Source organism: Streptomyces sp. NPDC058373 (genome assembly GCF_042723275.1).
Lineage (GTDB): Bacteria > Actinomycetota > Actinomycetes > Streptomycetales > Streptomycetaceae > Streptomyces.
Window position 1 is genome coordinate 16438 of sequence record NZ_JBHXJE010000049.1, and the last position, 23662, is coordinate 40099.

Genomic DNA, 23662 nt, shown 5'->3' on the forward strand with positions numbered 1-23662 from the left:
CGCCCGCCCACGGCGCGGCCCGCCCCGCCCTCGGAGGGCGGGGCGGGCCGCCGGGCGAGGACCGCCGCGCCGGGGACGACTGGAGGGGACAGCGACCATGCCGGCCGACACCGACCGGAGCCGGCGCACCGCGCCGCGCCCGCGCAGCGCCGCGCCCCCGGCCCGGCGCCCCCTCGGCGCCCGCCTGCGCGACAACCCGGCCGCCCGGTTCCGGCGCCGCGTGCAACGGGCCTGGGACCGGCCGCTGACCGCCTACTACGTCATCGTCGGCGCCAGCGTACTCATCATCGTGCTCGGGCTGATCATGGTGTACTCCTCCTCGATGGTGTACGCCATCAACAAGAACCTGGGCAGCTCCTACTTCTTCTCCAAGCAGCTCGTCGCCGCCCTCATCGGCGGGGTCCTGCTGGTGATCGCCTCCCGGATGCCGGTCAAGCTCCACCGGGCGCTGGCGTACCCGATCACCGTCGGCTCGGTCGCGCTGATGGCGCTGGTCCAGGTCCCCGGGGTCGGCCAGGAGATCAACGGCAACACCAACTGGCTCTCCTTCGGCGGCCCCTTCCAGATCCAGCCCAGCGAGTTCGGCAAGCTCGCCCTCGTGCTGTGGGGGGCCGACCTGCTCGCCCGCAAGCAGGAGCGGCGGCTGCTGACCCAGTGGAAGCACCTGCTGGTGCCGCTGGTCCCGGCCGCCTTCATACTGCTCGGCCTGATCATGCTCGGCGGCGACATGGGCACCGCGGTCATCGTCACCGCGATCCTCTTCGGGCTGCTGTGGATCGCCGGCGCCCCCACCCGGCTCTTCGCCTCGGTCCTCGCGGTGGCCGCCGCCATCGGCGCGCTGCTGATCTGGACCAGCCCCAACCGGATGGCGCGGCTCAGCTGCCTGGGGGCGACCGACGCCGGGCCCGCCGACATCTGCCTCCAGCCGCTGCACGGCAGCTACGCCCTCGCCTCCGGCGGATTCTTCGGTTCCGGGCTCGGTGCGGGTGTGGAAAAATGGGGTCAACTGCCGGAAGCGCACACCGACTTCATCTTCGCCGTCACCGGGGAGGAACTCGGCCTCGCCGGGACGCTGTCGGTACTCGCGCTCTTCGCGGCTCTAGGCTATGCGGGTATCCGCGTGGCCGGACGCACGGAGGACCCCTTCGTGAGGTACGCCGCGGGAGGTGTGATCACCTGGATCATGGCGCAAGCCGTGATCAACATCGGTGCGGTGCTCGGCCTGCTGCCGATCGCCGGGGTCCCGCTCCCGCTGTTCTCCTACGGTGGGTCCGCCCTGCTGCCGACCATGGCCGCCATCGGGCTGCTCATCGCGTTCGCGCGGGCGGACCCGGCCGCACGGGCGGCACTGGACACGAGACTGCCCGGCAGGAAGCGGGCAGCGGTGAGATGGAACACGATGCGACGGCGCGCCCGCGGGCGCACGTCCGGAGAGCGGTGAATTTCGGTGCATGTCGTACTCGCCGGTGGGGGGACCGCCGGTCATATCGAGCCGGCGCTCGCCCTCGCGGACGCCCTGCGCAGGCAGGACCCGACCGTGGGGATCACGGCGCTGGGCACGGAACGAGGCCTGGAGACCAGGCTCGTGCCGGAGCGCGGCTATGAACTGGCGCTGATCCCCGCCGTCCCCCTGCCCCGCAAGCCCACCCCCGAGCTGATCACCGTCCCCGGGCGGCTGCGCGGCACGATCAAGGCTGCCGAGCAGATCCTGGAGCGCACCAAGGCCGACGCGGTCGTCGGCTTCGGCGGCTACGTGGCCCTGCCCGGCTACCTCGCCGCCAAGCGGCTCGGCGTGCCCATCGTCGTCCACGAGGCCAACGCCCGCCCGGGCCTGGCCAACAAGATCGGATCCCGGTACGCCCACGGGGTCGCCGTCTCCACCCCCGACAGCAAGCTGCGTGACGCCCGCTACATCGGCATCCCGCTGCGCCGCGCCATCGCCACCCTCGACCGCGCCCGGGTCCGGCCCGAGGCCCGCGCCGCCTTCGGCCTCGACCCGAACCTGCCGACGCTGCTGGTCTCCGGCGGCTCCCAGGGTGCCCGGCGCCTCAACGAGGTCGTCCAGCAGGCCGCGCCCTCGCTCCAGCGGGCGGGCATCCAGATCCTGCACGCGGTCGGCCCGAAGAACGAACTGCCGCATGTCGACAACATGCCCGGGATGCCGCCCTACATCCCGGTACCGTACGTGGACCGCATGGACCTCGCCTACGCGGCGGCGGACATGATGCTCTGCCGCGCGGGCGCGATGACCGTCGCCGAACTCTCCGCCGTCGGACTCCCGGCCGCCTACGTCCCGCTGCCCATCGGCAACGGCGAACAGCGGCTCAACGCCCAGCCGGTGGTCAAGGCCGGCGGCGGACTCCTCGTCGACGACGCGGAGCTGACGCCGGAGTGGGTGCAGCAGAATGTGCTGCCGGTCCTCGCGGACCCGCACCGGCTCTACGAAATGTCCCGCGCAGCCTCCGAGTTCGGCCGCCGGGACGCCGACGACCTGCTCGTCGGCATGGTGTACGAGGCGATCGCCGCACGGCGCGCCAACCACTGAGGGGCGGCCTACGCCCCGCGTGACGCAGGAGGCGACAGGGAGCGTGGCCGCAACGACGACCGCCCGGCGCGGGCGGACCCCCGAGACCGAGGAACCGCCCGCGCGGACCGCGAAGGCACCGGGGTCCGGCCCGCGCCGCGGACGCCTCCTCCTGCTCCTCGCGGCCGCCACCGCCCTGCTGGGCGGGGCGGCCGTCTGGGCGCTCTACGGCTCCTCGTGGCTGCGGGTGGAGGACGTCCGGGCCGAGGGGACCCGGGTGCTGACGCCCGCACAGGTCCGCGAGGCCGCCGCCGTGCCCACCGGGGTCCCCCTGGCCTCCGTCGACACCGACGCCGTCGCCGTCCGCCTGCTCGACCGACTGCCCCGGCTGCGTACCGCCGAGGTCGAACGCTCCTGGCCGCACGGTGTCCTGCTGCGGGTGACCGAGCGCCGACCCGTTCTGATCATCGAGAAGAACGGACAATATGGTGAAGTGGACCGCGAAGGAGTGCGGTTCGCGACGGTGGGTACACGGCCGAAGGGCGTGCCCCTGCTGAAGCTGGACGCCGCCCGCTCCCCGAGCCTGAAGCGCTTTCCCGCGAGCAGGCTCCGGACCGAGGCGGTCACCGCGGCCGCCGACGTCCCCGCGGCGGTGCGGGGGGAGCTGAGGGCCGTACGGGTGCGTTCCTTCGACGCCATCTCGCTGGAGTTGAGCGGGAACCGCACGGTGGTCTGGGGGAGTGGTGAGAAGGGTGATACGAAGGCGAAGGCGCTCACCGCGTTGCTGAAGGCGGCGCCGAAGGCCCGTCACTTCGACGTGAGTGTGCCCACCGCCCCTGCGGCATCAGGTGGTTGACGGGAAATCCGCAGGCCAGCACCCTGGTTGGCCCGTGCTACGGGTGATCACATAGGGTGAAAAGAAAAACGGGAGGTTCGGCGTGTTCGTTGAACGCGCGCCGCTTGTCGACTTAGTGTCCTGTCCGGAACAGTCCAGGAAACAGGCACACTGGTAACCCTGAACTTCAACGTTAGGGTTCGGGTCGGCGTTCGGACCGTCCCCATTCGACATCAGTCGTCCGCCGAGCGGCATCGCCCGGCGGCGACACGTAATCGAGGCGAGAGGCCTTCGACGTGGCAGCACCGCAGAACTACCTCGCAGTCATCAAAGTCATCGGTGTCGGCGGCGGTGGTGTCAATGCCATCAACCGGATGATCGAGGTCGGTCTCAAGGGCGTCGAGTTCATCGCCATCAACACCGACGCCCAGGCGCTGTTGATGAGCGACGCCGACGTCAAGCTCGACGTCGGCCGGGAACTCACCCGCGGACTCGGCGCCGGAGCCAACCCGGCCGTCGGCCGCAAGGCGGCAGAGGACCACCGCGAGGAGATCGAAGAGGTCCTCAAGGGGGCCGACATGGTCTTCGTCACCGCCGGTGAAGGCGGCGGCACCGGCACCGGCGGCGCCCCCGTCGTGGCCAACATCGCGCGCTCGCTCGGCGCCCTCACGATCGGCGTGGTCACCCGCCCGTTCACCTTCGAGGGACGCCGCCGCGCCAACCAGGCGGAGGACGGCATCGCCGAACTCCGCGAAGAGGTCGACACCCTCATCGTCATCCCCAACGACCGCCTGCTGTCCATCTCGGACCGCCAGGTGAGCGTTCTCGACGCCTTCAAGTCCGCGGACCAGGTGCTCCTCTCCGGCGTCCAGGGCATCACCGACCTCATCACCACCCCCGGCCTGATCAACCTCGACTTCGCCGACGTCAAGTCGGTCATGTCCGAGGCCGGTTCGGCCCTGATGGGCATCGGCTCGGCCCGCGGCGACGACCGCGCGGTGGCCGCCGCCGAGATGGCCATCTCCTCCCCCCTCCTGGAGGCGTCGATCGACGGCGCCCGCGGGGTCCTCCTCTCCATCTCCGGCGGCTCCGACCTCGGCCTGTTCGAGATCAACGAAGCCGCCCAACTGGTCAGCGAGGCCGCCCACCCGGAGGCCAACATCATCTTCGGCGCCGTCATCGACGACGCCCTCGGCGACGAGGTGCGGGTCACCGTCATCGCCGCCGGGTTCGACGGCGGCCAGCCCCCGTCCAAGCGGGACAACGTCCTCGGCTCCTCCTCCGCCAAGCGCGAGGAGCCGGCGCCCGCCGCCCGCCCGGCGGCGACGCCCGAGCCCACCCGCCCCGCCTTCGGCGGCCTCGGCAGCGTGACCCCGCGCGAGGAGCCCACCCAGCAGCCGGCCGCCACCCCCGAGCCGGAGCCGGTTCCGGCCACCGAACTGCCCACCCCGCCGGTGACGCCGCCGCAGGTTCCCCCGGCCCGGTACGACAGCCAGGCCGAGGAACTGGACGTGCCGGACTTCCTCAAGTGATATCGCCGGTGCCCGGACCCGTGTCCGGGGAGCACGGCACCGCGGGCGGCGCCCACTTCGCCTTCACCGACCGGTGGGGCGGGGTGAGCGCCGTTCCGTACGAGCGGCTCAATCTCGGCGGGGCCGTCGGTGACGACCCCGCCGCCGTGCGCGCCAACCGCGCCCGCGCCGCCGAGGCCCTCGGGCTCGACGCGGCCGACGTCGTCTGGATGAACCAGGTGCACGGCCGGGACGTCGCCGTGGTCGACGGGGCGTGGGGCGAGCGGCCGGTCCCCGAGGTGGACGCCGTGGTGACCGCCCGGCCCGGCCTCGCCCTCGCCGTCCTCACCGCCGACTGTGTCCCGGTGCTGCTGGCCGATCCGGTCGCCGGGGTCTGCGCCGCCGCCCACGCCGGACGCCCCGGCATGGCCGCCGGGGTGGTGCCCGCGACCGTCGAGGCCATGGTGCGGCTCGGCGCCGACCCCGCCCGGATCACCGCCCGCACCGGCCCGGCCGTCTGCGGCCGGTGCTACGAGGTGCCCGAGGCGCTGCGCGCCGAGGTGGCGTCGGCGGAGCCGGCGGCGTACGCCGAGACGCGTCGGGGTACGCCGGCGGTCGACGTGGTCGCCGGGGTGCACGCCCAGCTGGAGCGGCTCGGGGTGACGGACCGGCAGGCCTCGCCGGTCTGCACCCTGGAGTCGGCCGACCACTTCTCGTACCGGCGCGAGGGGACCACGGGGCGGCTCGCCGGTTATGTGTGGCTGGCGCCGCGGCAGGCGAAGTTCGCCGGGGCACTGGACCGATGAGCGTGGCGGGACTGGAAGAGATGACCGACCGAAAGACCGAACTCGCCGCCAACCTCGAGCGGGTGGAGCAGCGGATCGCCGGAGCCTGCGCGGCCGCGGGCCGGGACCGGAGCGAGGTGGCCCTGATCGTGGTCACCAAGACCTACCCCGCCTCCGACGTGCGGCTGCTGGCCGAACTGGGTGTCAGGCAGGTCGCCGAGAACCGCGACCAGGACGCCGCCCCGAAGGCGGCCGACTGCGCGGATCTGGACCTCACCTGGCACTTCGTGGGCCAGTTGCAGACCAATAAGGCCCGTTCCGTGGCGGGTTACGCCGATTTCGTGCAGTCGGTCGACCGCGCGAAGCTGGTGACCTCTCTCTCCTCCGCGGCCGGGCGCGCCGGGCGCGAACTGGGTTGCCTGGTCCAGATCGCCCTCGACGCGGAGGCCGGCGGCCGGGGTGACCGGGGTGGCGTGGCGCCGGACGGTGCCGAGGAGTTGGCCGGCCTGATCGACGCGGCCCCGGGGCTGCGGCTCGGCGGCGTGATGACCGTCGCACCTCTGTCCGGCGCGTACGCCGGGCGGCCGTCAGCGGCCTTCGAACGACTGAGGGAAATCTCAACCTCCCTGCGCTCGGCCTGGCCTGCTGCCACCATGGTTTCTGCGGGGATGAGCGGGGATCTCGAACACGCCGTGGCCGCCGGGGCGACACATGTACGCGTCGGCAGTGCGGTACTCGGAGTCCGACCCGCGCTCGGGTAACGTCGCGAAGCAAGTCGGACCACAGCAGAAAATATGGTCATTCCCGCAGTTCGGCGGGGTGACTTCGTGGATCGCGGGCACGTTTGACGTCAGTTGATCCACCACAGAGCGGAGGACTCAGAGCATGGCCGGCGCGATGCGCAAGATGGCGGTCTACCTCGGCCTCGTGGAGGACGATGGGTACGACGGCCCGGGGTTCGACCCCGACGACGAGTTCGAGCCCGAGCCGGAGCCCGAGCGCGACCGGCGCCGACACGCTCCGGCGCACCAAGAGCCTGTCGAGGAGCCGGTACGCGCCCCCCAGCCGCCGGCGCAGCGCGAGCGCGAACCCGTTCCGCTGCCGGCGGAATCCGGACGACCCGCCCGAATCGCCCCCGTGGCATCCATCACACCTGAACGTCAGAGCCTGGAGAAGAACGCCCCGGTGATCATGCCCAAGGTTGTCTCCGAGCGTGAGCCCTACCGCATCACGACTCTGCACCCCCGGACCTACAACGAAGCCCGTACCATCGGGGAACACTTCCGCGAGGGCACTCCGGTGATCATGAATCTCACGGAGATGGACGACACCGACGCGAAGCGACTTGTCGACTTTGCCGCGGGTTTGGTCTTCGGTCTTCATGGAAGCATTGAGCGGGTGACGCAGAAGGTGTTCCTGTTGTCGCCTGCTAACGTCGATGTCACGGCGGAGGACAAGGCTCGCATCGCAGAGGGCGGGTTCTTCAACCAGAGCTGAGACGCCGACGACAAGACGACAGCATGAGTCAGGGGAGAGGGCAGCGCGGCAATGAGCGTTTTCGGGGATGTGCTCTACATCGCGCTGATGTGTTTCCTCATCGTGCTGATCTTCCGTTTGGTCATGGACTACGTGTTCCAGTTCGCCCGCTCGTGGCAACCGGGCAAGGCGATGGTCGTGCTTCTGGAGGCGACCTACACTGTCACCGATCCACCGCTCAAGCTTCTGCGGCGGTTCATCCCGCCTCTCCGTCTCGGGGGCGTAGCGCTCGACCTGTCCTTCTTCGTACTGATGATCATCGTCTACATCTTGATCTCCGTCGTGAGCCTGCTGTGAGCGTGATGTCAGCTACGTTCTTGCCGAATGCCGACGACTACGTTGAGGTGAAGAGATGCCGTTGACCCCCGAGGACGTGCGGAACAAGCAGTTCACGACCGTCCGCCTCCGAGAAGGCTATGACGAGGACGAGGTCGATGCCTTCCTCGACGAGGTCGAGTCCGAACTGACGCGCCTGCTCCGTGAGAACGAGGACCTGCGCGCCAAACTCGCCGCCGCCACGCGGGCGGCCGCGCAGAACCAGCAGCAGCAGGGGATGCGCAAGCAGCAGGAGCAGCAGGATCGTCCCGGTGCTCCGGTGCCCGCCGCCATATCGGGACCGCAGCCGGTGCCGCCCCAGCAGCAGCAACAGCAGCAGCACATGGGTGGCCCGCCGCAGCTTCCGGGCGGTGCCCCGCAGCTTCCGGCAGGCCCCGGCGGCCACGGCCACGGTCCCGGCCCGCAGGGTCAGCACGGCCCCGGCCCCCAGGGCCAGCACGGCCCCGGCCCGATGGGCCAGCAGGGTCCCGGCCCCATGGGCCAGCAGGGCCCCGGTGGTCCGATGGGCCAGCAGGGTCCCGGTCCGATGGGCCAGGGTGGTCCGATGGGTGGCCCCATGGGCGGCCACGGCGGCCCGCAGCTGCCCCAGCCCGGTCAGGGCCCCGGTGGCGACAGCGCCGCCCGGGTGCTCTCGCTCGCTCAGCAGACGGCCGACCAGGCCATCGCCGAGGCGCGTTCCGAGGCCAACAAGATCGTCGGTGAGGCGCGCAGCCGTGCCGAGGGTCTGGAGCGGGACGCCCGTGCCAAGGCCGACGCCCTGGAGCGGGACGCGCAGGAGAAGCACCGTGTCGCGATGGGCTCCCTGGAGTCCGCCCGCGCCACGCTGGAGCGCAAGGTCGAGGACCTGCGCGGCTTCGAGCGCGAGTACCGCACCCGCCTGAAGTCGTACCTGGAGAGCCAGCTGCGTCAGCTGGAGACCCAGTCCGACGACTCGCTGGCGCCGCCGCGTACCCCCGCCGCCGCCTCGCTGCCGCCGGCCCCGCAGATGAGCGGGTCCATGGCAGGAGCCGGTGCGAACGGCATGGGTGGGCACCCGAACCAGTCCATGGGCGGCAACCAGCAGTCCGGCGGCCCGTCGTACGGCGGCGGTCAGCAGCAGATGTCCCCGGCCATGACCCAGCCGATGGCTCCGGTCCGGCCGCAGGCACCCGCACCGATGCAGCAGGCTCCGGCCCCGATGCGCGGTTTCCTGATCGACGAGGACGACAACTGACGGCGCCCTAGGGTGTCCTAGGCATTCAGACGCGGGCCCGGCCCCCCTGGTGGGGGCCGGGCCCGCGTCGTCGTGCGTGCGGACCACGCGCGGGTCGCCGGGAAAGCGAAGAGCCGGGCGGTCCTCCGAGGAGGTCCGCCCGGCTCTTCGTCCGGGTGCGGCGTCCGTCAGACGCGGCGCAGCTGGAAGGTGAGGGTCAGCGGCTCGTCGGTGAACGGCTCGCCGTACGCCTCGTCACCCGAACCGGTGGCGAAGTCCGTGGCGAGGACCTCGTCGGCGATGAGCCCGGCGTGCTCGGTGAGCGCCTCCGCCACGGCCGGGTCGGTCGCGGACCAGCGCAGCGCGATCCGGTCGGCGACGTCCAGGCCGCTGTTCTTGCGGGCCTCCTGGATCAGCCGGATCGCGTCCCGGGCCAGGCCCGCCCGGCGCAGCTCCTCGGTGATCTCCAGGTCGAGGGCGACGGTGGCACCGGCGTCGGAGGCGACCGACCAGCCCTCGCGCGGCGTCTCGGTGACGATGACCTCCTCGGGGGCCAGCTCGATCACCTCGCCGTCCACGGTGACGGTGGCGTTCCCCTCGCGCAGGGCCAGTGAGAGCGCCGCCGCGTCGGCCGCGGCGACCGCCTTGGCGACGTCCTGGACGCGCTTGCCGAACCGCTTGCCCAGCGTCCGGAAGTTGGCCTTGGCGGTGGTGTCGACCAGCGAGCCGCCGACCTCGGAGAGGGACTCCACCGAGGAGACGTTCAGCTCCTCGGTGATCTGCGCGCGCAGCTCCGCGGGCAGCTCGGCGAAGCCGGTCGCGCCGACCAGCGCGCGGGAGAGCGGCTGGCGGGTCTTCACGCCGGACTCGGCGCGGGTGGCCCGGCCCAGCTCGACCAGGCGGCGCACCAGCGCCATGTGCCGGGACAGCTCGGGATCGACGGCGGCGGTGTCGGCCTCGGGCCAGGCCGCGAGGTGGACCGACTCGGGGGCGTCCGGGGTGACCGGCACCACCAGGTCCTGCCAGACCCGTTCGGTGATGAACGGCACCAGCGGCGCCATCAGCCGCGTCACCGTGTCGAGCACGTCGTGCAGGGTGCGCAGCGCGGCCGGGTCGCCCTGCCAGAAGCGGCGGCGCGAGCGGCGCACGTACCAGTTGGAGAGGTCGTCGACGAAGGCCGAGAGGAGCTTGCCGGCGCGCTGCGTGTCGTAGCCGTCCAGCGCCTCGGTGACGCCCTGCACCAGGGTGTTCAACTCGCCGAGCAGCCAGCGGTCCAGGACGCTCCGGTCGGCCGGGGCCGGGTCGGCGGCGGACGGCGCCCAGGTGGCCGTACGGGCGTACAGGGCCTGGAAGGCGACGGTGTTCCAGTAGGTGAGGAGCGTCTTGCGGACGACCTCCTGGATGGTGCCGTGGCCGACCCGGCGGGCCGCCCACGGGGAGCCGCCGGCCGCCATGAACCAGCGGACGGCGTCGGCGCCGTGCTGGTCCATCAGCGGGATGGGCTGGAGGATGTTGCCCAGGTGCTTGGACATCTTCCGGCCGTCCTCGGCCAGGATGTGGCCGAGGCAGACGACGTTCTCGTAGCTCGACTTGTCGAAGACCAGGGTGCCCACGGCCATCAGCGTGTAGAACCAGCCGCGGGTCTGGTCGATCGCCTCGGAGATGAACTGCGCCGGGTAGCGCTGCTCGAACAGCTCCTTGTTCCGGTGCGGGTAGCCCCACTGTGCGAACGGCATCGAGCCCGAGTCGTACCAGGCGTCGATGACCTCCGGGACGCGGTAGGCCTCCAGCTGGCAGTTGGCGTGGGTGCAGGTGAAGGTGATCTCGTCGATGTACGGGCGGTGCGGGTCCAGCTCGGACTGGTCGGTCCCGGTCAGCTCGCTCAGCTCGGCCAGCGAACCGACGCAGGTGAGGTGGGACTCCTCGCAGCGCCAGATGGGCAGCGGCGTGCCCCAGTAGCGGTTGCGGGAGAGCGCCCAGTCGACGTTGTTCTGGAGCCAGTCGCCGAACCGTCCGTGCTTGACCGAGTCGGGGAACCAGTTGGTCCGCTCGTTCTCCTCCAGCAGCCGGTCCTTGACCGCGGTGGTGCGGATGTACCAGGACGGCTGCGCGTAGTAGAGCAGCGCGGTGTGGCAGCGCCAGCAGTGCGGGTAGCTGTGCTCGTACGGCACGTGGCGGAAGAGGACGCCGCGGGCGTCCAGGTCGGCGGTGAGCGCCTCGTCGGCCTTCTTGAAGAAGACCCCGCCGACCAGCGGCAGCTCCTCCTCGAAGGTGCCGTCCGGGCGGACCGGGTTGACCACCGGCAGGCCGTACGCCTTGCAGACCTGGAGGTCGTCCTCACCGAAGGCGGGGGACTGGTGGACCAGACCGGTGCCGTCCTCGGTGGTGACGTACTCGGCGTTGACGACATAGTGCGCCTCGGCCGGGAACTCCACCATCTCGAAGGGGCGCTGGTAGCTCCAGCGCTCCATCTCCCGGCCGGTGAAGGACTCGCCGGTCGCCTCCCAGCCCTCGCCGAGCGCCTTCTCGAGCAGCGGCTCGGCGACGACCAGCTTCTCGGCGCCGTCGGTGGCGACGACGTACCGCACGTCGGGGTGGGCGGCGACGGCGGTGTTGGAGACCAGGGTCCACGGCGTGGTCGTCCAGACCAGCAGGGAGGCCTCGCCGGCGAGCGGGCCCGAGGTGAGGGGGAAGCGGACGAAGACCGACGGGTCGACGACCGTCTCGTACCCCTGCGCCAGCTCGTGGTCGGAGAGGCCGGTGCCGCAGCGCGGGCACCAGGGGGCGACGCGGTGGTCCTGGACCAGCAGCTCCTTCTCGAAGATCTGCTTCAGCGACCACCAGACCGACTGGACGTACGAGGGGTCCATGGTGCGGTAGGCGTCGTCCATGTCGACCCAGTAGCCCATGCGGGTGGTCAGCTCGGCGAAGGCGTCGGTGTGCCGGGTCACCGACTCGCGGCACTTGGCGTTGAACTCGGCGATGCCGTACGCCTCGATGTCCTTCTTGCCGTTGAACCCCAGCTCCTTCTCCACCGCCAGCTCGACGGGGAGGCCGTGGCAGTCCCAGCCGGCCTTGCGGCCCACGTGGTAGCCGCGCATGGTGCGGAAGCGGGGGAAGACGTCCTTGAAGACGCGGGCCTCGATGTGATGGGCGCCGGGCATGCCGTTGGCGGTCGGCGGGCCCTCGTAGAAGACCCATTCCGGGCGGCCCTCGGACTGCTCCAGGGTCTTGGCGAAGATCTTGTTCTCACGCCAGAAGTCGAGCACCGCGTGCTCCAGGGCGGGAAGGTCGACCTGGGCGGGTACCTGGCGGTACTGGGGCGGGGTCACCGGGGGTGTCATCGACGCGCTCCTCCAACGGACTGCTGCATTCCGTCGGAGGGACGACGGCCTCTCGGACCGCCGCGGTACCACCCTCCTTGGCCTGCGCCGTCGCCGGGACGGCGCCGCCCACTCATTGGGGGCGCGATGCCGGTTCTACTCGCCCTGCCGCGGGCTTTCCTCCGGCGGCTCCGGGGTGATCTTCACGTCGGGCGGACCCCCGGGCTTCCACCGTCCCCGGGTCGCTCACGGCCGCTGACGACGCTACTCGTCCCCATCGTCGCTTCTCGCTGCCGCCAGTGTACGGCGCCGGAGCGGACCGGCCGACCGGGTTTCCCCGGGCGCCGCGGGCGGCCGTCCGGGGCCGTCCGGCGGGCCGGGGGCATATCCGGCGGGCCGCGGGGGCACAAAGGAGTTCGGGCGCCCGACCGGCGTCCGGCGGGCGGTGACAGGTGGTGGCGTGCCCCGTTGCCGTCGGCCGGAAGTCGATTTATCGTCCCAGCACGACGCGCGAGCAGGTCACACCGGGTGAAGGGGCTGCCGGATGGCGACGGACAGAACAGCGGCAGCCGACCCGCCGCGCGACGGACAGGACGCGAGTGCGGGTGCCGCGGGCAGGATCCCGGAGAGGGCGGCCACGTCCCCGGGCAGGAAGGCCGCCGCCCCGGCGCCGGCCGACGAGACGCAGGAGGTCGGCTCCGTGGTGGCGAAGAAGACGGGTACGGCGGAGAAGTCCGGGCCGGTGCCGCAGGCACGCGCCGGGCACGAGGCGCTGGCGGTACGGCCGGGGGAGGACCCCTGGACCGAGGCCGAGGCCGAGGAGGCCCGGGCGGGGCTGCGCACCGACGCCGAGCGCATCCGCACCGAGATCGACGCGTCGGGCCAGGCGCTGGCCGGACTGATGCGGGACAGCGGCGGCGGGGCCGGGGACGACGAGGCCGACACCGGCACCAAGAACATCACCCGCGAGCACGAGCTGTCGCTCGCCGCCAACGCCCGCGAGATGCTCCGCCAGACCGAGCAGGCCCTTGTCCGGCTCGACGAGGGCACCTACGGCAACTGCGAGAACTGCGGCAATCCGATCGGCAAGGCCCGCCTCCAGGCGTTCCCCCGCGCCACCCTCTGCGTCGACTGCAAGCAGAAGCAGGAGCGCCGGGGCTGAGCGGCCCGCCCTCCGCCGGGGCGCGCCCCGGCGGCGTACGCGCCCGGGCGCTGCCCCGGGGGCGTACTGGCACCCGGGCGCGCGCGGCGGTGTCGTACCCTCGGGGCATCTATCCCATCGTCGAGGGACACACGTGGCAGAGGCGGAGCGCATCATCGGTATGCCTGAGACCCCTGAAGCGCAGGAGCCCGGCCGGGCCGAGCCGCCGGAGCCGACCGAGGACGGGCAGGACGGGGCCACCCCGGCCGCGCCGCGCGGGCCGCGCCGGGTCGCCGTGCTCTTCGCCGTCGCCGTCGTCGCGTACCTGCTGGACCTCGGCAGCAAGCTGCTGGTGGTGGCGGAGCTGGAGCACCACGCGCCGATCCAGGTCCTCGGCGACTGGTTCGAGCTGCGGGTCATCCGCAACGCGGGCGCTGCCTTCGGCATCGGTGAGGCGTTCACCATCATCTTCACGGTGATCGCCGCCTCCGTGATCGTCGTCATCGCCCGGCTCGCCCGCAAGCTCCACAGCCTGCCGTGGGCGATCGCGCTCGGCCTGCTGCTCGGCGGAGCCCTCGGCAATCTCACCGACCGCATCTTCCGGGCCCCCGGGGTCATGGAGGGCGCGGTGGTGGACTTCCTCGCGCCGAAGAACTTCGCGGTCTTCAACCTCGCCGACTCCGCGATCGTCTGCGGCGGCATCCTGATCGTGATCCTCTCCTTCCGCGGCCTCGACCCCGACGGCACCGTCCACAAGGACTGAGTTCCCCGGGGGCCGAGCACCCCCCCCGGGTCGTACCTCTGTCCGACGGCGGCGTCCGGCGCGCCTCCGCCGTCCGGCATACTCGACGGGTGAGCACGATTCCCGAGATCCGCACCCTGCCCGTGCCGGACGGCCTGGAGGGCGAGCGCGTCGACGCCGCCATCTCCCGGATGTTCGGCTTCTCCCGCACCAAGGCCGCCGAGCTGGCCGCAGCAGGCAAGGTGCTGGTCGACGGCGCCGCGGTCGGAAAGTCGGAGCGCGTGCACGGCGGCGCCTGGCTGGAGGTCGAGATGCCGGCCGCCCCCGCACCCGTCCAGGTCGTCGCCGAGCCCGTCGAGGGCATGGAGATCGTCCATGACGACGACGACATCGTCGTCATCGTCAAGCCGGTCGGCGTCGCCGCGCACCCCAGCCCCGGCTGGACCGGCACCACCGTCATCGGCGGCCTCGCCGCCGCCGGCTACCGCATCTCCACCTCCGGCGCCGCCGAACGCCAGGGCATCGTCCACCGCCTCGACGTCGGCACCTCCGGCCTGATGGTGGTCGCCAAGTCCGAGCGGGCGTACACGCTGCTCAAGCAGCAGTTCCGCGAGCGGACCGTCGACAAGCGCTACCACGCCCTCGTCCAGGGCCACCCCGACCCGATGAGCGGCACCATCGACGCCCCCATCGGCCGCCACCCCCAGCACGACTACAAGTGGGCCGTCACCGCCGAGGGCAAGCCCTCGGTCACCCACTACGACCTGATCGAGGCCTACCGCGCCGCCTCCCTGCTCGACATCAAGCTGGAGACCGGCCGCACCCACCAGATCCGGGTGCACATGTCGGCCCACCGCCACCCCTGCGTCGGCGACCTCACCTACGGCGCCGACCCCACCCTCGCCAAGCGGCTCGGCCTGACCCGGCAGTGGCTGCACGCGGTCCGGCTCGGCTTCGAGCACCCGGCTGACGGGAGCTGGGCGGAGTTCGCCAGCGAGTACCCGGCCGACCTCCAGCACGCGCTGGACACGGTGCGCGCCGAGAGCGGCGCCTGACCGCCCCGGCCCCGGTGCCGGGACCGACCCGCGAAGGAGACCCCGCGTGAGCAACCCCGCCCCCAGCGACGTGCGCGTACGCGTCGCCGAAGACCCCGCCGACCGCGAGGCCTGCTTCGCGGTCCGCAAGGAGGTCTTCGTCGCCGAGCAGGGCGTCCCCGAGGACATCGAGTACGACGCCTTCGACGCTCTGGGCGGCGACACCGTGCACGTCCTCGCCGAAGGCCCCGACGGACCGCTCGGCACCGGCCGGCTGCTGTACGGACCTGCCGCGGCCGACCGCACCGGCGGCGACCTGGGTGTGGGCGCCCTCGGCCGGCTCGCGGTGCTCCAGGCCGCGCGCGGCCTCGGCGTCGGCGCCGCCCTGGTGCGCGGGCTGGAGCGGGCGGCGGCTCAACGGGGACTGCGCGCGGTCGACCTGCACGCCCAGACCCACGCCCTCGGCTTCTACGAGCGGCTCGGATACCAGGCGTACGGACCGGAGTTCGAGGACGCGGGCATCCCGCACCGGGCGATGCGCCGGGAGCTCCAGGAGAGCTGACCGGCGCCTGTCCGCGCCCCTGACCAGCGGCGCGACGCTGCCGGGTAGGGGGGCGCGGGCCGGGCCGGGGCGGTGACGTGGCAGAGTGGGGACGTTTTCCTGACGTACCGACCTTGCCGGAGGGCACACAGTGGACCAGTTGGCGCTGCTGCTTCTGCTACTGCTCGGCTCCGTGATCACGGTGCCGCTGGGGGACCGGCTGGGGCTGCCCGCGCCCGTGCTGATGACCCTCGGCGGCATCGTCCTCGCGCTGCTGCCGTTCGTCCCCAACGTGAACGTGCCGCCGGAGTACATCCTCCCGCTGGTCCTGCCGCCCCTGCTCTACGCCGCGGTGCAACGGACCTCCTGGCGGCAGTTCACCGCCAACTACCGGCCCATCCTGCTGCTGGCGGTCGCGCTGGTCTTCGTCACCACCGCGGCCGTGGCGGGCGTCGCCAACGCCATCGTGCCGGGGCTGCCGCTCGCCGCCGCCGTCGCGCTCGGCGCGTTGGTCGCGCCGCCCGACCCGGTCGCCGCGACCGCCGTCGCCGGACAGCTGGGGCTGCCCCGGCGCCTGGTCTCCGTACTGGAGGGCGAAGGGCTCTTCAACGACGTCACCGCCATCGTGCTCTACCACGTGGCGATCGCCGCGGCGCTGACCGGCACCTTCTCCTGGGGCGGGGCCGTCGCCCAGTTCTTCCTCTCCGCCGCGGTCGCCGTCGCGGTCGGTCTGGCGCTCGGCTGGATCAGCAAGAAGGCCATGTCCATGCTGGGCGACGCCACGCTCCAGACCGGTCTGACCCTGCTGGTGCCGTTCGCCAGCTACATCCTCGCCGAGGAGCTGCACGGCTCCGGCGTCCTCGCCGTCCTCACCACCGCGCTGCTGCTGGCGGGCACCGCCCTCGACGCCGACGACGTGCTGGGGCGCATCACCGGGCAGACCTTCTGGCACGTGGTCGACACCCTGGTCACCGGTATCGCCTTCGGCCTGATCGGGCTGGAGCTGCACACCGTCATCCGCGCCGCCGAGGGCCGCGAGGGGCAGATGATCGGCTGGGGCGTGGCGATCGTCGCCGTCGTCGTCGGGGTACGGCTGCTCTGGCTGCTGCCCACCACCTGGCTCGCCCAGAAGATGCACGGGCTGCGCGACGAGAACGAGGAGCTCCCCGCCTCCTGGCGCGAGACCGTCGTCATGTGGTGGTCGGGGATGCGCGGGGTGGCCTCGGTCGCGCTGGCCCTCGCCATTCCGCTCACCACCGACGACGGGGAGCCCTTCCCGGCGCGTGACGAGATCATCTTCATCGCCTTCTGCGTGATCATGGCCACCCTGCTGGTGCAGGGGCTGACCCTGCCGTGGCTGGTGCGCAAGCTCGGGGTCAAGGCCGACACCGACGCCGAGCACCGGCTGGAGCACGATCTGGCGATCCGGGCGGCGAAGGCGGCGCGGCGGCGGCTCAAGGAGATCGAGGCGACCGAGGAGCTGCCCGAGGACATCAGCGAGCGGCTGCAGCGTGGGGCGCTCGACATCGGGGTGCGGATCAGCCCCGACCTTCTCGACGACGAGCGGCGTGAGTGGTACTTGCAGCGGGCCGAGAGGGTGGCCGCGATGTCGCGGGTGCAGCGGGAGATGATGTCCGCTGCGCGGCACGAGGTGCTGTCGGCTCGGAATGAGCCCGGGGCCGATCCCGAGGTGGTCGACCGGGTGCTTCGGCAGCTCGATGTGCGCAGCTTGCGGTGACCTCAGGCGCCGGCCGGGCTGTACCGGGGGCGGTGGTGTCGGTGCCGGGCCGGAGTTTCGGCTGGGTGTGCCCCTGACGGGGCCGCGGTGGGGTGGCCTCAGGCGCCGGCCGGGCTGGGTTTTGGCCGCTCGTTGTACTTGAGTGGCGGTCACTGATTGGCCTCAAGCGCCGGCCGGGCTGGAGGGGGCGGTGGTCGGGCTGAGGAGGGCGCCGGTCGGGCTGGAGGGGGCGGTGGTCGGGCTGAGGAGGGCGCCGGCCGGGCTGGAGGGGGCGGTGGTCGGGCTGAGGAGGGCGCCGGCCGGGCTGGAGGGGGCGGTGGTCGGGCTGGAGTGGGGACCGTGCCCGGGCGGGGGTTGAGGGGTGCTTCGGGTGGGGGTGGGAGGATGCGGGTATGGAGATTTTGTTGATCCACTCCGTGTACGGGGTGCGGCCTGCCTTGCGGCAGGCGGCGGAGCGGCTGCGGGCTGCTGGGCATGAGGTGCATGTGCCCGATCTGTTCGAGGGGCGCAGCCCGGCGGACATGGAGGAGGGGCTGGCGCTGCGCGACGAGATCGGGACGGACGAGCTGTTGAAGCGCGCCGTACGGGCCGCTGCGCCCCACTCCGACAAGGGCCTGGTCTACGCCGGCTTCTCGCTGGGCGGTGCCATCGCGCAGAACCTGGCCCTCGCCGACGAGAAGGCCCGCGGCCTGGTCCTCTTCTCCGGCACCTCCGACCTCCCCGACGACGCCAGTGCCGAGGAGCTCCCGGTCCAGCTGCACGTCACCGAGAACGACCCGTTCGAGCCGCACGACTGGCTCAACGCCTGGTACCTGCGGATGCAGCGCGCCGGAGCCGACGTGGAGATCTACCGCCACCCGGGCGCCGGGCACCTGTACACCGACCCCGAGCTGCCCGACTACGACGCCGAGGCGGCGGAGGCCACCTGGCGGACGGTCCGGGGTTTCCTCGACTCGCTCTGACCGGACCCTGACCGGCCCGGCTCACGGCCGGGTGCAGCGGCCCTTCGGGCTGCCCGCCGGAGGGTGGCAGATGGCGTCGGCGTCGCCCCGGTCGTCGCTGAGGTAGCGCCCCACGCACTCGTTGCCCGTGGTCCGCCCCTTCCCGGCGCAGAACCGCAGAGCCGCGTGCCCGTCGTCGAACGGCCCGGGCACGTAGAAGACCCAGTACCCCGGGCGCAACGAGGCGTAGTCGTCGCTGCGCAGGTAGCGGGCCTCGGGCACCTCGGCGCGTACCGCGGCCAGGCGCCGGTCGCGGGTGGCGGTGCCGGTGGAGACGGGCTCGGAGAAGAGCTGGGCGATCCACGACCCGCCGGACGGGGGCTGCGGCGTACCCGAAGCGGACGGGGCGGGACCGGACTCCGGCTGGGAGCCGGAGTCGGAGTCGTCGGCCTGGTCGCCGTCATCGGCGGCGTCCTCCCCGGATGGGGCGTCGTCCGCTTCCGTGCTCCGGTCCGCGTCGGGGAAGGGCTGCCCGCCGCCGTTCCCGGCCGGGTCCTGGGTCGCCGTCGGCGTGGGGTCCGGGCCGGGGCCGGAGAGGTCGTCCCGTTCCCAAGGGGCGAGGACCAGGACCGTCGCCGTCACCGCGACCGCGACCAGCGCGGCGGCGCCCGCGACCAGGGCCGCCGTACGGCGCCGGGGCGGGGTGACCGCCGTGGTGGCGGCGGGGCGAGGCGGCGGGGGAGTACCCGGTGCGGGTGGCGCCGGGGGCGGGGGCGTACCGGGGGAGGCGGCCGGGGCCGGGCGATCGCCGGAGACGGTCGGCTCGGCCCAGGAGGGGGCGTTGCCCGAGGCGACCTCGGCGAGGAGGCGGTCGAGTGTGGCGGCGTCGGGCCGGGCGGCGGGGTCGCGGACCAGCAGGGCGCCGAGGACGGCGGCCAGCGGGCCGGAGCGGACCGGCGGCGGCACCGGCTCGTCGAGGACGGCCGCGAGGGTGGCGAGGGTGGTGGCCCGGCGCAGCGGACTGTGCCCTTCCACGGCGACGTAGAGGACCAGGCCCAGCGACCACAGGTCGGAGGCGGGGTGGTCGTCGCGGCCGCGGATCCGTTCGGGGGCGATGTACTCGGGCGAGCCGATCAGGTCGCCGGTGGCGGTGAGCGCGGTGGAGCCCTGGAGGGCGGCGATGCCGAAGTCGGTGAGGACGGCGCTGGGCGGGCCGGGAACGCCCGGATCGGTGCGGAGCAGGATGTTGGCGGGCTTCACGTCGCGGTGGTGGATGCCCGCGGCGTGCGCGGCGCGCAGCGCGGCGAGGATCTGCCGGCCGAGAACGGCCGCCTCCTGGGGGAGGAGCGGACCGCGCCCGAGCCGGTCGGCGAGGCTCTCGCCGGGTACGAGTTCCATCACGATCCAGGGGTGCGTCCCGGCTCCGGCGTCCACGATCTGGTGGATGGTGACGACGTGCGGGTGGCTGAGCCGGGCCAGTGCGCGGGCCTCGCGCAACACGCGTTCGCGCAGGGTGGCGGCGGCCTCCGGGCCGGTCAGCGCCGGGTCGGGCGGACGGACCTCCTTCAACGCCACCTCTCGGTGGAGCACCTCGTCCCTGGCCCGCCAGACGGTCCCCATGCCGCCGCTGCCGAGCGGCCCCAGCAAGGTGAAACGGCCGCCGATCGACTCCCCCGGTGCGCTCATGGGGCACAGCGTATAGAGCCAAGCGCCCGCCGCCGCCGGTCGCCTGACGGAACGACACGTCCCGTCAGGAGGCCGGAGCGGGGGGTGCCGCTCGTGTCAGGCGACCGGCGCATCCGCCCGCTCCACCCGCTGGGTGCCGCGGCGGGTGCGGTACGACCGGAGCCAGGCGGCCGGGTCGGCCCGGTCGGAGAGCAGGTAGTAGTCCATCTGGGAGCGCTCGGCGGTGACGTCGAGGACGCCGAAGCCGTGCCCGTCCATGTCGAGCCACTTCACGTGCCGGTTGGCGGCCTTCACCGCGCCCTCGGCCACCGTGGAGACAGTGCCCGGGGCGACGTTCAGCAGGTCGTCGAGATTGTCCGAGGTGACCGAGGTGACGACGAACTCGGTGGCCGCCGACTCCGAGAGCGGGTACGTCGCCGCCGTCACCGGCACGTCGTTGGCCCACGCCATGTGGATGTCGCCGGTGAGGAAGACGGTGTCGCGGACGCCGGCGGTGCGCAGGTGCCGGATCAGCTCGGTGCGGTCGGCGGTGTAGCCGTCCCACTGGTCGACGTTGATCGCGAGGCCCTGCGTGGGCAGGCCCAGGAGTTCGGCGAGCGGCCGCAGCAGATGGGCGGGGACCGAGCCGAAGGCGACCGGGGAGATCATCACGGAGGTGCCGACCAGCTGCCAGGCGGCCTGCGAGCCGGAGAGTCCCGCCTTGAGCCAGTCCAGCTGGGCGCGCCCGGTGATGCTGCGCTCCGGGGAGTCGACCGCGCCGTTGCCGATGGACGCCTGCTGCGAGCGGAAGCTGCGCAGGTCCAGCAGGTGCAGATCGGCGAGACGGCCGAAGCGCAACCGCCGGAAGACGGTGCCCTCGGTGGAGGCTCGGACCGGCATCCACTCGAAGTACGCCTGCCGGGCGGCGGCCGCCCGCTCGCTCCACTCGCCCTCCGCGCCCGGCGTGTGGTTCTCCGCCCCGCCCGACCAGGCGTCGTTGGCGAATTCGTGGTCGTCCCAGACAGGTCGCCCCGGGCCGCGAGGTGGCGGTAGGCGGAGAACCAGCCGGCCTCCCAGTGGGCGCAGGAGACCACGCCGAACCGCAGCCCGGCGGGGGCGGCCTCGGCGGCCGGGGCGGTCCGGGTGCGCCCGACGGGGGAGACGGTGGAGCCCGAGGTGAAACGGAACCAGTAGCCGGTGGCGGGGGCGAGGCCGCGTACGTCGGCCTTGACGGTGTGGTCGGTGGCGGCCCGCGCGATGACCGTGCCGCGGGCGACGACCGCGGCGAAGGAGGCGTCGGCGGCGACCTCCCAGCCGACTTCGGTGTCCGGGCCCGCGCCGGAACCGGGCCCCGCCTCCTCGGTGGGGGTGACGCGGGTCCACAGCAGGACGCCGTCGGGCAGCGGGTCTCCGGAGGCGACGCCGTGCAGGAACTGGGGCGTGGCCGCGGCCGTGGCGGTGGTGGCCGCGGCGAGCGGCAGCAGGGCGCCGGTGGCGGCCGCGGCCTTGACGACGGTGCGGCGGCTGGGGGCGCCGGGGGTCTGATGGTGCTCGGTTCGACTGGTCACGGCTGAGTACCGTAGACGCGCACCACTGTCCCGTACACGCCAAGAAAGGGCGAACCAGGGAAAGTTCGCCCGCTCGTCGGCCGGATGCCGCCCGTACGGCGCGGCGGGGCGGGCCGCCGCGCCGTACGGGCGGGCGGGTCAGCCCTTCAGCGCCTTGTCGACGGCGGCGTTGAACTGCTCAGGGGTCTGCGGCGCGTTGTCGCTGCCCTCGGCGGTGACCTTCTTGCCGTCCATGATCAGCGACGGGGTGCCCTTGACGTCGTCCTTGTTGTCGTCGAAGACCTTCGACATCTCCAGCGCCCACTTGTCGTAGGTGCCGTTCTCCACGTCCTTCTTGAAGGCGCTGTTGTCCTTCAGCTCGGGCACCTGGTTGGCGATCTCCAGCAGCCTGCTGTCCTTGGCGAACTCGTCCTTCGACTCCTCCGGGTGGTTCTCCACCGAGAAGAGCGCCGACTTGTACGCCATGAACGCCTCGTCGCTGACGTTGAGCGCCGCGCCCAGCGCGCTCAGCGCGTTCTTGGAGCCCTCGCCGCCCAGGCCCCGGTCCAGGAAGGAGGCGCCGACGAACTGGAGCTTGTACTTGCCGTCCTTGAGGTCCTGGTCGATGGTGTCGCCGACGTTCTGCTCGAAGGTGGCGCAGACCGGGCAGCGCGGGTCCTCGTAGATCTTCAGCGTCTTGGCGGCGTCGTCCTTGCCGATGACGACGGTGGTGCCCTGGGCGCCGGAGGTGTTGGCGGGCTTGACCAGCTTCTGGTCGGCGGCCTTCTCCCAGTGGCCCGGCTCGTTGGCCTTGACGACGGCGAAGCCGACGCCGCCCGCTATCGCCAGGACGCCGACGACCGAACCGGCGACGATCAGCTGCCGCCGCATCTTGTCCTTCTTCGCCTGCTTCTCGCGCTCGATCCGCAGCCGCTCGCGTGCCGCGCTCTTCGCCGCCTGGCTGTTCCGCTTGCTCATGGGTGTGCTCTCCGTGTGGGACGTCGCTGGGGGTGACCGGATGATGACCGGAGGGAGCCCGCCGCGCCATGGCCCGGGAGGGCCTGTGTCAGGCGGGACGGAGCAGCACGGGAGGCCCGCGGCGGCCCACCGAGTGCGCGATGAGCAGGCCCGGGCGCCCGGCGGGACCCGCCTCGGGCCGCACCCGGGCGGTGCCGGCGGCGAGGGGCGCCGGAACCCGCGCCACGGCCAGCCGCAGCGGGCGGAAGGCCTGCGCGGCCGCAGCCCGCAGCACCTGTGCCAGGGCCCGCTCGCCGTACCGCAGCCAGGCGGCGGCCAGCAGGCCCACGCCGACGTGCGCGCCGAGCAGCAGCCAGGCCAGCTCGGGCCGGGGGTGCGCGGCGGTCGCCTCCGGCGGCGTGCCCAGCAGCCGGGCCAGGGGCGCGCCGAGCGCGCCGCCGCCGCAGAGCAGGTCGACGCCGACGGTGCGCAGGGGGCCCGCGACCGGGCCGCCCGCCGCCCCGTAGCAGAGGTGCTGGCCAGCGGTGAAGACCGTGTCCGCGGCCAGTTCCAGGGGCACCAGCAGGGCGGCGATCCGCCCGAAGCGGCGCTCGCGACCCGCCAGGGTCCACGCGAGGGCGAAGACGGCCGCACCCACCAGGGTCACCGTGCCGAGCGGCAGCGGGGCTCCGGAGAGCAGGACGTGCGAGGTGGTGGACAGGGTGACCGCGAGCACGGTGAACAGCGCCGCGCGCAGCAGGCGCGGCGCCGTCTCGGCTATCGGCGTGTCCACGGGCGTCTTCGTTCCGTCGGCTAGGGGCGCGCCACCGTGGGCGCGCTTTCTTCTCATCCCATTGTGCCGTCGAGTCTGCCACGGGGGCCCGTAAGGGATGGCTAAGAGGGCTGGGGCCCTCGTATTCCGGCTGGGCTCTCTTCGGCCGCCTGTCCGTCTCGACCGTGCCGGTCGCCGGTGGGCTCAAGCGCCGGCCGGGCTGCTCTTTCGGCTGGGCGCCGCTCGTCCGCGCCCGTCACAGATGGCCTCAGGCGCCGGCCGGGCTGTTTTATGGCTGAGCGCCGGTCGACCGTGCCGGTCCTAGATGGCCTCAAGCGCCGGTCGGGCTGTTTTGAGGTTGAGCGCCGGTCGACCGTGCCGGTCCTAGATGGCCTCAAGCGCCGGCCGGGCTGGGATTTTTTGGTTGCCGGTGGTCTTGAGAGGCGGGGCCGCCACGGGGTTCGCGGTTGCTCCGGTGCGGCCCCGCCCGCGCCACCCGGCGGACAAACCGCGGATCCCACAGCCCGGCCGGCGTTTGAGGC

At 72.8% G+C, this 23662-nt stretch carries 19 protein-coding genes and 1 pseudogene; 15 read left to right on the forward strand and 5 right to left on the reverse strand.

The genetic code is table 11. From position 1 onward, the window contains the following. Positions 1-97 precede the first annotated feature (97 nt). The 9 genes from ftsW (at position 98) to ACFWMZ_RS23620 (ending at position 8740) form a co-directional block, all read left to right on the forward strand. Positions 98-1441, forward strand: coding sequence for a putative lipid II flippase FtsW (gene ftsW, locus ACFWMZ_RS23580; protein ID WP_383177421.1), 1344 nt, complete (start codon positions 98-100; stop codon positions 1439-1441). A 6-nt stretch (positions 1442-1447) separates the two neighbouring features. Continuing rightward, the gene (murG, locus tag ACFWMZ_RS23585; RefSeq protein ID WP_383177418.1) at positions 1448-2545 is read left to right on the forward strand and encodes an undecaprenyldiphospho-muramoylpentapeptide beta-N-acetylglucosaminyltransferase; all 1098 of its coding nucleotides are present in this window, start codon (positions 1448-1450) and stop codon (positions 2543-2545) included. Between the two features lie 43 nt (positions 2546-2588). After that, positions 2589-3380, forward strand: a complete 792-nt coding sequence (locus ACFWMZ_RS23590) for a cell division protein FtsQ/DivIB (protein WP_383203900.1) — start codon at positions 2589-2591, stop codon at positions 3378-3380. Between the two features lie 275 nt (positions 3381-3655). Beyond that, positions 3656-4891: a cell division protein FtsZ gene (ftsZ, locus tag ACFWMZ_RS23595; RefSeq protein WP_383203903.1), complete on the forward strand. Its 1236-nt coding sequence runs from the start codon at positions 3656-3658 to the stop codon at positions 4889-4891. An 8-nt stretch (positions 4892-4899) separates the two neighbouring features. After that, positions 4900-5676, forward strand: coding sequence for a peptidoglycan editing factor PgeF (gene pgeF, locus ACFWMZ_RS23600; protein WP_383177409.1), 777 nt, complete (start codon positions 4900-4902; stop codon positions 5674-5676). A gap of 20 nt (positions 5677-5696) precedes the next feature. After that, positions 5697-6416, forward strand: coding sequence for a YggS family pyridoxal phosphate-dependent enzyme (locus ACFWMZ_RS23605; RefSeq protein ID WP_383177406.1), 720 nt, complete (start codon positions 5697-5699; stop codon positions 6414-6416). Between the two features lie 124 nt (positions 6417-6540). Continuing rightward, positions 6541-7152, forward strand: coding sequence for a cell division protein SepF (locus ACFWMZ_RS23610; protein WP_383177403.1), 612 nt, complete (start codon positions 6541-6543; stop codon positions 7150-7152). Positions 7153-7203: 51 nt separating this feature from the next. Beyond that, complete coding sequence (locus ACFWMZ_RS23615; RefSeq protein WP_003947575.1) at positions 7204-7488, forward strand: YggT family protein; 285 nt, start codon at positions 7204-7206, stop codon at positions 7486-7488. A 55-nt stretch (positions 7489-7543) separates the two neighbouring features. Continuing rightward, positions 7544-8740: a DivIVA domain-containing protein gene (locus tag ACFWMZ_RS23620; RefSeq protein WP_383177400.1), complete on the forward strand. Its 1197-nt coding sequence runs from the start codon at positions 7544-7546 to the stop codon at positions 8738-8740. Between the two features lie 167 nt (positions 8741-8907). Here the strand turns inward: ACFWMZ_RS23620 and ileS are convergent, their stop codons facing one another. Beyond that, complete coding sequence (gene ileS, locus ACFWMZ_RS23625; protein ID WP_383203918.1) at positions 8908-12051, reverse strand: isoleucine--tRNA ligase; 3144 nt, start codon at positions 12049-12051, stop codon at positions 8908-8910. 535 nt (positions 12052-12586) lie between these two features. Here ileS and ACFWMZ_RS23630 point away from each other — a divergent pair. The 6 genes from ACFWMZ_RS23630 to ACFWMZ_RS23655 all read left to right on the forward strand — a co-directional run bounded on the left by ACFWMZ_RS23630 (position 12587) and on the right by ACFWMZ_RS23655 (position 18200). Continuing rightward, positions 12587-13204: a TraR/DksA family transcriptional regulator gene (locus tag ACFWMZ_RS23630; protein ID WP_383177398.1), complete on the forward strand. Its 618-nt coding sequence runs from the start codon at positions 12587-12589 to the stop codon at positions 13202-13204. A gap of 133 nt (positions 13205-13337) precedes the next feature. Then, the gene (gene lspA, locus ACFWMZ_RS23635; RefSeq protein WP_383177395.1) at positions 13338-13946 is read left to right on the forward strand and encodes a signal peptidase II; all 609 of its coding nucleotides are present in this window, start codon (positions 13338-13340) and stop codon (positions 13944-13946) included. A gap of 89 nt (positions 13947-14035) precedes the next feature. Continuing rightward, positions 14036-14980: an RluA family pseudouridine synthase gene (locus ACFWMZ_RS23640; RefSeq protein ID WP_383203906.1), complete on the forward strand. Its 945-nt coding sequence runs from the start codon at positions 14036-14038 to the stop codon at positions 14978-14980. Positions 14981-15026: 46 nt separating this feature from the next. Then, positions 15027-15521 (forward strand): GNAT family N-acetyltransferase, encoded by a 495-nt coding sequence (locus ACFWMZ_RS23645; protein ID WP_383177389.1) that lies wholly within the window; start codon positions 15027-15029, stop codon positions 15519-15521. A 130-nt stretch (positions 15522-15651) separates the two neighbouring features. Next, a complete protein-coding gene (locus ACFWMZ_RS23650) occupies positions 15652-17238 on the forward strand; it encodes a Na+/H+ antiporter (RefSeq protein ID WP_383177386.1) in 1587 nt (528 codons plus the stop codon). 392 nt (positions 17239-17630) lie between these two features. Beyond that, on the forward strand, positions 17631-18200 hold the full coding sequence (locus ACFWMZ_RS23655) for a dienelactone hydrolase family protein (RefSeq protein ID WP_383177383.1): 570 nt from the start codon (positions 17631-17633) through the stop codon (positions 18198-18200). A 21-nt stretch (positions 18201-18221) separates the two neighbouring features. On the opposite strand, the gene ACFWMZ_RS23660 is transcribed toward ACFWMZ_RS23655, so the two are convergent. The 4 genes and pseudogenes from ACFWMZ_RS23660 to ACFWMZ_RS23675 all read right to left on the reverse strand — a co-directional run bounded on the left by ACFWMZ_RS23660 (position 18222) and on the right by ACFWMZ_RS23675 (position 23141). After that, a complete protein-coding gene (locus tag ACFWMZ_RS23660; protein ID WP_383203909.1) occupies positions 18222-19865 on the reverse strand; it encodes a serine/threonine-protein kinase in 1644 nt (547 codons plus the stop codon). 96 nt (positions 19866-19961) lie between these two features. Then, positions 19962-21412: pseudogene (locus tag ACFWMZ_RS23665) on the reverse strand (alkaline phosphatase D family protein). 138 nt (positions 21413-21550) lie between these two features. Beyond that, positions 21551-22369: a thioredoxin domain-containing protein gene (locus ACFWMZ_RS23670; RefSeq protein WP_383177377.1), complete on the reverse strand. Its 819-nt coding sequence runs from the start codon at positions 22367-22369 to the stop codon at positions 21551-21553. 88 nt (positions 22370-22457) lie between these two features. Then, positions 22458-23141 carry a hypothetical protein gene (locus tag ACFWMZ_RS23675; RefSeq protein ID WP_383177374.1) on the reverse strand — a complete coding sequence of 228 codons (684 nt, stop codon included), beginning with the start codon at positions 23139-23141 and terminating at the stop codon, positions 22458-22460. Positions 23142-23662: the final 521 nt, after the last annotated feature.